The organism is Streptococcus sp. 2106, from assembly GCF_013277315.1.
Taxonomy (GTDB): domain Bacteria; phylum Bacillota; class Bacilli; order Lactobacillales; family Streptococcaceae; genus Streptococcus; species Streptococcus pseudopneumoniae.
In genome coordinates, this window is sequence record NZ_VMMS01000034.1 from 1 (window position 1) to 6,021 (window position 6,021).

The 6,021-nt window shown below is 36.6% G+C and carries 12 protein-coding genes; 8 read left to right on the forward strand and 4 right to left on the reverse strand.

Annotated elements, in window-relative coordinates:
• Positions 1-99: 99 nt before the first annotated feature.
• From HT723_RS04205 to HT723_RS04215, 3 genes are all read right to left on the reverse strand, one after another.
• A complete protein-coding gene (locus HT723_RS04205; protein ID WP_172934704.1) occupies positions 100-1,245 on the reverse strand; it encodes a site-specific integrase in 1,146 nt (381 codons plus the stop codon).
• Positions 1,246-1,744: 499 nt separating this feature from the next.
• Positions 1,745-2,635: an Abi family protein gene (locus tag HT723_RS04210; RefSeq protein WP_000089905.1), complete on the reverse strand. Its 891-nt coding sequence runs from the start codon at positions 2,633-2,635 to the stop codon at positions 1,745-1,747.
• On the reverse strand, positions 2,632-3,444 hold the full coding sequence (locus HT723_RS04215) for a S24 family peptidase (protein ID WP_172934705.1): 813 nt from the start codon (positions 3,442-3,444) through the stop codon (positions 2,632-2,634). The genes HT723_RS04210 and HT723_RS04215 overlap by 4 nt, the downstream gene beginning before the upstream one ends.
• A 180-nt stretch (positions 3,445-3,624) precedes the next feature.
• On the opposite strand from HT723_RS04215, the gene HT723_RS04220 reads away from it, so the two are divergent.
• The 7 genes from HT723_RS04220 to HT723_RS04250 all read left to right on the forward strand — a co-directional run bounded on the left by HT723_RS04220 (position 3,625) and on the right by HT723_RS04250 (position 5,269).
• Positions 3,625-3,771 (forward strand): hypothetical protein, encoded by a 147-nt coding sequence (locus HT723_RS04220; protein ID WP_014017253.1) that lies wholly within the window; start codon positions 3,625-3,627, stop codon positions 3,769-3,771.
• 197 nt (positions 3,772-3,968) lie between these two features.
• Positions 3,969-4,169, forward strand: a complete 201-nt coding sequence (locus tag HT723_RS04225) for a helix-turn-helix transcriptional regulator (RefSeq protein ID WP_050365350.1) — start codon at positions 3,969-3,971, stop codon at positions 4,167-4,169.
• Positions 4,170-4,319: 150 nt separating this feature from the next.
• Entirely contained in the window at positions 4,320-4,505 is a 186-nt protein-coding gene (locus HT723_RS04230) for a helix-turn-helix transcriptional regulator (RefSeq protein ID WP_000274132.1), read from the forward strand.
• Between the two features lie 11 nt (positions 4,506-4,516).
• A complete protein-coding gene (locus tag HT723_RS04235; RefSeq protein ID WP_001057655.1) occupies positions 4,517-4,714 on the forward strand; it encodes a hypothetical protein in 198 nt (65 codons plus the stop codon).
• Positions 4,715-4,723: 9 nt separating this feature from the next.
• Positions 4,724-4,921 carry a hypothetical protein gene (locus HT723_RS04240; protein ID WP_172934706.1) on the forward strand — a complete coding sequence of 66 codons (198 nt, stop codon included), beginning with the start codon at positions 4,724-4,726 and terminating at the stop codon, positions 4,919-4,921.
• Positions 4,922-4,933: 12 nt separating this feature from the next.
• A complete protein-coding gene (locus HT723_RS04245) occupies positions 4,934-5,095 on the forward strand; it encodes a hypothetical protein (protein ID WP_172922097.1) in 162 nt (53 codons plus the stop codon).
• Between the two features lie 33 nt (positions 5,096-5,128).
• A complete protein-coding gene (locus HT723_RS04250) occupies positions 5,129-5,269 on the forward strand; it encodes a hypothetical protein (RefSeq protein ID WP_158086467.1) in 141 nt (46 codons plus the stop codon).
• Here HT723_RS04250 and HT723_RS04255 read toward each other — a convergent pair.
• Complete coding sequence (locus HT723_RS04255; RefSeq protein ID WP_172922096.1) at positions 5,243-5,623, reverse strand: DUF2513 domain-containing protein; 381 nt, start codon at positions 5,621-5,623, stop codon at positions 5,243-5,245. The two genes, HT723_RS04250 and HT723_RS04255, sit on opposite strands and share 27 nt — an antisense overlap.
• 49 nt (positions 5,624-5,672) lie before the next feature.
• On the opposite strand from HT723_RS04255, the gene HT723_RS04260 reads away from it, so the two are divergent.
• On the forward strand, positions 5,673-6,021 hold a 349-nt coding region (locus HT723_RS04260), incomplete at its 3' end, for a Bro-N domain-containing protein (RefSeq protein WP_188111005.1).

The following is a 6,021-nucleotide window of genomic DNA, read 5'->3' on the forward strand; positions in this document are numbered from 1 at the left end:
TTATGGTATAAACTGCTCACGTCTTCCTAGTCCCTTGAAATCAGTGGGTTTCTAGCATGTCAACCAAAAGTGAATACGAGATTGAATACGACTCTACTTTTAGCTGGAGCGAATGAAATCCATGAGCTGATCAACGACTTCAAAACGTTGATTATCATTGATGTGGGTATACATATCAAGGGTTGTTTGAACATTGTTGTGACCTAATCTGTCCGAAATAATTTTGGCTGTAATACCAGCTTCAAAGAGGAGAGAAGCGTGTGTGTGCCTGAAACCGTGAGGAGTGATTTTTTTGACATCTTTATGTTCACAAAAGAATCTTTTAAGTCTCTCTTTAACAGCTGAAGGCGAAATCCATCCTCCAAAACTATTCGTAAAGATATAATTTGAATCATGTTTGTAAGGCACACTAGCCCGAAAATACTCTTTTATCTGCTGACGTTTCCAGAGTTTTAATACATTCAGAGTTTCATCATCTAAAGTGATAACCCTCTTACTCCTTTTGGTTTTAGGATCCTGAACAGTTTGCTTTTTATTAACAACGACAGCCGTACGAGAAATATCCAATCGTTTATTTTCAAAATCAACATCTGACCAGATGAGTCCGATAGCTTCTCCAGTCCTCAAACCAGTAAAAGCTAGTAAGTGATAAAAGGTATACTCTACAGGCTTACAATCTACTCTGCAAACTTTAAGAAACTCCGTTAGCTCCTGTTTTGTATAGTGGTTCTCTTTGGCCTTTAAGGGCCTATTTTTAGGCTTGATAATCTTGTCTAAGGGATTTGACTTAATAATGTCAATAGAAGTGGCATACTTGAAAATTCGACTGATGACAGAGTAGTAATTGGCATAGAGGATATAGCGATTACTTAACTGGATAGCAACCTTCTGACAATATGCTACGCTGATCTGCTGGATTTTTATATCTGAAAAATACAAGTCAATCATAACATCAAGTTTTTTCTTAACGTTCTGATATGTTGTTGGTTTTACAGTGTTTTTATAGCTATCAAGCCATAACTCAGCGACTTCAGAGAAAGTAGGGTTCTGGAAATCTTCATTGTTTGAAAAACCGTTCTCTTCAACGTCTAAGAGAAGGTCACGTTCGGCAGCCTTTGCCTCTTTTATGGTTTTAAAACCACGGCGTGTTGTGCGTTTTTCTTTTCCAGTTGCAGGGTCTATGCCCAGGTATGTTTGAAAGAGATATCTAGTCTCTCCTTTTTTTGTAAGGTATTTTTTTATCATAAAAAGTCCTTTCTTTTCGATTGCTTGCCCGCATAGTTGAAAAGGTGTAGAACTTATGATAAACTATAGTTGTATTTTTTTATCATCCTTTCCATTGCTTGCTAGATGGAAAGTTAAATCCTCACACTCGAAGTTTGGCGATGGAGAGTGTGGGGATTTTTGTTTAGACGATAGGAATCCGTAAATCAAAAAGAGCCTCTGTATAGATACAAAGACTCTTCTAGGCTCCCAGGGGGGAGTATTCACTTAGATTAATTTCATTATAGAGTCTTTTGTTGTTTTTTGTCAAGTTTTTTGTTAATTTTATTTTTATTATTGCCAACTATTTCCATTTTGGAAACAGTTACTGCCTTTATAGAATATATTTTCTAAAAACAGTAAAAGCCGGCTAGGAACTAGTCGACTTTTTCTATGGTATGGATTCCCTTGTAAATGCACGCATTTATTATAGGGCGCTGAACTAAATCAGTCTTACACTATATCCATAGTATCAAATTATTTATAAGATGTCAACGATTTTTTTGAATACAACCATCATTTTTGTTAATTCCACATTTTTAGCATAAGCTGATTGATTCCTCTGGCAGCGCACTATAAAATTGTCTATAGCTTGTTTTTGGTAGTCTAGTACTGCAGGAGAGCAATAAGCTTTAGCCAATACTAGAAGTGAAATTAAATCGTTTACTTTCTTATAGTTTTTGTATTTGATTACATCGACTTGTTTTGCAAAAGTAGTAATAACAGCGTTAACGTTTGATAATTTATCATCCTTTTCAAACACATTAAGTAGTAAAACGCTATTATGGGCACAGGCATTTCTTATATGTCTAGCTCCATCACCTAATTCTGAAGCTTTTTTTAATGATTTACATCCGTGTTTTTGGTAGTAGAATGTTACGAATTTGATGAGACAACCATAGTCCATATGTTCTAGCAATGCCCAATATGGATAATCATGTTTTCTTTTATTAAACATAGCGTTTTGATAACGTGACTCTCTGAATTTCTTCTTTGTAAACTCGTAATATTTATTGTATTGCGAGTTTTTGAACTCAGTCAGAATGCTATATCCATCTTCTTGCGGATTATTGTTTATTTGGCGAGAAAGTTCAACCTTAATAAAATGTTCCACATCGATTGCTATGTTTAAAAGTATAGCTCTGATTTTCATATCAAGAGATGCAAGATCCTGTAAATACGAGAAATCTAAATCCACATATTTACCATCTTTCTTTTTAAAGTTTTTCCTAAAGGCAGCTAGTTTGTAGTAGTAGTTATTCTTATCCAAGAAAGTTATTGCTTGACCTATAGAAATGTTATTGAAGGTAACATCTTTAGAAGCTAGGTGATTGATAAGTTTTCTATTATTCCATTTTGGTTGACGACTCAATAGGTAGCACCTCCTCTATACACTCCAACAACCGCATAGATCTTGATGTGTGTGTCTTCGGCTGGTGGGAAGTCTAGGATGATGTCTTCGTACTTGTCATTGAGTGATACGAGGCGTAAGCGTCCGTTTTCGGTGTATATCTTTTTGAAGTAAGAACGGTCTCCATATGCGATAACTGCCAAATCTCCGTTGTAGGTGGTCAGTCCTTTGTCTACTAAATAGAGAATGTCTCCGTCTTGGTAGTCAGGTTGCATGGAGTCTCCGCTGACCTTAGTCGCAATATCGTGATGTGGTGGTTGCTCGTCGACCTCTATAATCTCTCTGTCTGTATCGTCGTAGCCAAATCCATAGTTAAATCCAGAAGCTGCTGCCGTCTCAGATACAACCTCAACTTGATACAAGCTGATAACTTCTGATACTTCGTTTATCTTCGTTTCTTCTTCGTTTTGCTCTGTGTACATCTCGCCGTTTGCTTTTTGTCTCTCCAGAAGCTCCTCAGAAGTCCGTAGCACGATTTTTTTATTATCTGGGGTTAATTGTACCACCTTGTCCGTTATCTGCTGTGTGAGCAAATCTGGGGACGCTGTGGTATTTATATCTTTACCGTGTAGAATATAATCTGTTGTTGTGTTGAAAAGTTTTGCTAATTTCACTAATTTAGCACCAGTTGGCAAATTTTTTCCATTTTCCCATTTCGAGACCGTTGTATCTGATTTATACCCTAAGTAATCAGCTACTTCTGTTTGTTCTAAATTATTTGCTAAACGTAATTCTCTAATTCTATAAGATATTTCTTGTATGTTTTCCATTTGTTTTACCTCTTTTTCTCAACTATATTCTATAATATATTTGAGAAATTATCAAGTACAGTATAGAAAAAATCAAAAAAATTGAAAAAATCTCAAGTAAACTATTGACACTTGAGAAAAAATCAAGTATAATTAAATCATGGTTGAGGTAATCAACTAAATAAAACAAGGAGGAAAGACATGCTAAGTCGTAAGATGAAGCGGACAAAGAAATCCAGGCGACATAAAAAGCCTTGGAGCAATGAGTCCAAGGCAATCATCATCTCAGCATTGATACCAGCAATAGTTGAGATTATCAAATATCTCTTAGCTCTAGTTAAAGACTAAGGGAGAGGGGGAGGGGCGTAAGCCCCAAAACCCTATTTGATAATACGATTATAGCATGTCTTTTAGAAAAATGAAAGCAGAAGATAAAAAAATAGGACGCTGGAAATATAGGCTTGGTTGGTTGGTTGTTGCACTTATCTGGGCATTATTTATCTGGCATTGGTTCTTTTAGTGACTGCTAGAAAGGAGGTACTAAGTTGCCTAAACCAACAATAACAATAGCAGAAATTCGTGCAAAGAATGGGAAATTATCTCAAGAGGCATTTGGCGCAAGTATAGGCGTCAGCGCACAAACAGTTGGATCATGGGAAAAAGATATTTATAAAATTAAGCCAAAACATCTTTTAAAAATTTATGAGAAATATGGCGTAAGCTCCAAAGATTTACTAGGAGCTTAATTTTAAAAAAACAACTTGAGAAATTCTCATGTACATCTAACAAAAGTCAAAAAGGTCAAACTTTTTCAAAATCGATAGAATAATTCTATCAAAACTGTTGACAAGTACCAACAGTTTTGAAAAGACCTATTAGTAGAAAGGAAGAAGTCGATGTATGGAGCGAAAATGAGGGAGCTGAGAACGGCTCAAAAGCTGGGCTTACGTGAGCTTGCCAAGCGAACCTTGATAGACTACACGACCTTGTCACGGATCGAGAACGACCTGAAGGCGGTGACGCTGTCGCAGGCGGTGGTCATTGCCAAGGCGCTAGGGTGTAGGGTAGAAGATATGTTGTAGGAGGAAATACTATGAACAACGCAGCGCAAAAAGTAACACGGATTGACAGAGATGCCTGGGAGATCGCTACGGAGCTGGCGAACGAATACGGCGTATCTATTTGTCACATCATCAGCGAGAGCGTCCGCTACTGTGCAGAGAATGCCGAATTTAAGGAGATGGACGTTGTCGTTAAACGATTGGTAGTCGGCAGTAAGGTGCTGGAGTAGGAGGGGAAGATGGAAGTTTTTCTTTATGTGGTCATTGTATCAGCTATTACTTCATTTTTGGTGACGGTAATGCTATTGCGAGGATATTCGAATAGATTGACCGAAAAGCTTGATACTTTCTTCAACAAGGAACGGCAAACAAGAGAAGAAATACGAAAACTTGCTTTAGATACAATGGCTAGAATTGCTAACAAAAAAATTCACTAATAGGAGGGGAAGATGGGAGAACTAGTATGGTTTTACTTTGTTGTCATAATCAATCTTATTATTGGTTTAGCCACATACTACGCTAGCAAAAGAGATAGAAAAAAGCGCATCAACGAGTATAAAAAAATACAAGATGATGAGCTGGAAAGAATTAGAAATAAATTTAATTTATGATTTTTTAGAAGTCTTTACTTAGAAAGGAACATTATGAACGAATTAAAAATAAGAGAAGATGGTATTTATTTGAATAACCAAAAATTAAAAGGTGTGCAAGCAATCAAAACAAAAAGCACGGTTGAAAGCCACCATGCTACTGTCTACTTAAAATTTATTGCCAAGCTGATTTGAAATGAGGTTGGTAATAACTTGTGATGAAATATCTTTAAGGACATCCAGTGAAAAAGAACCAACATTCTTTGCTATATCTTTTGTTCGATTCCAATTGTTATCTTGGCGAATATCATTGATGAACTGATGACCATAAGGAGATAAATCTTGAATTGAGAAACCACCAAAATAATGTTGTACGTCGAGAAATAAGCCACTATGTTCACATTGTCTGACATGATAAAGTAGCTCTTCTTGTGAATATTTTGGAACAAGTTTTTCATATAGTTTATCCTCTGAGACATCATTGGAGTATGTTGAATACTCTTCAACAACAAAAAGGATATCACGGACACAATCAGGATTTAATTTCATCAGAATTACCTCGTTTTATTTTGATTATACCACATTTGAAAGGAACATTATGAACGAAATTTTTAATTTTCACGGGCAGGAAGTCCGTACTTTGACAATTGATGACGAGCCTTGGTTTGTCGGGAAGGATGTAGCGGATATCTTAGGATATGCTAAACCTCTGGACGCAATTTCTCGGCACGTTGATGAAGATGACTCCGTGAAATACGGACTCACCGATAATCTAGGACGAACACAAAATACTATTATCATCAACGAATCTGGTCTCTACTCTCTTATCTTATCCAGCAAGTTGCCTCAAGCTAAGGAGTTCAAGCGCTGGGTGACATCAGAGGTCTTGCCAGCTATTCGTAAGCAGGGCGGATTTATTCGCGAGGATTTGGACGAGGATGCTTTTA

Coding starts and splice junctions, on each gene's coding strand:
- HT723_RS04205 (WP_172934704.1), bottom strand. CDS start 1,245: ATGATAAAAAAATACCTTACAAAAAAAGGAGAGACTAGATATCTCTTT.
- HT723_RS04215 (WP_172934705.1), bottom strand. CDS start 3,444: ATGGAAAACATACAAGAAATATCTTATAGAATTAGAGAATTACGTTTA.
- HT723_RS04220 (WP_014017253.1), top strand. CDS start 3,625: ATGCTAAGTCGTAAGATGAAGCGGACAAAGAAATCCAGGCGACATAAA.
- HT723_RS04230 (WP_000274132.1), top strand. CDS start 4,320: ATGTATGGAGCGAAAATGAGGGAGCTGAGAACGGCTCAAAAGCTGGGC.
- HT723_RS04235 (WP_001057655.1), top strand. CDS start 4,517: ATGAACAACGCAGCGCAAAAAGTAACACGGATTGACAGAGATGCCTGG.
- HT723_RS04240 (WP_172934706.1), top strand. CDS start 4,724: ATGGAAGTTTTTCTTTATGTGGTCATTGTATCAGCTATTACTTCATTT.
- HT723_RS04245 (WP_172922097.1), top strand. CDS start 4,934: ATGGGAGAACTAGTATGGTTTTACTTTGTTGTCATAATCAATCTTATT.
- HT723_RS04250 (WP_158086467.1), top strand. CDS start 5,129: ATGAACGAATTAAAAATAAGAGAAGATGGTATTTATTTGAATAACCAA.
- HT723_RS04255 (WP_172922096.1), bottom strand. CDS start 5,623: ATGAAATTAAATCCTGATTGTGTCCGTGATATCCTTTTTGTTGTTGAA.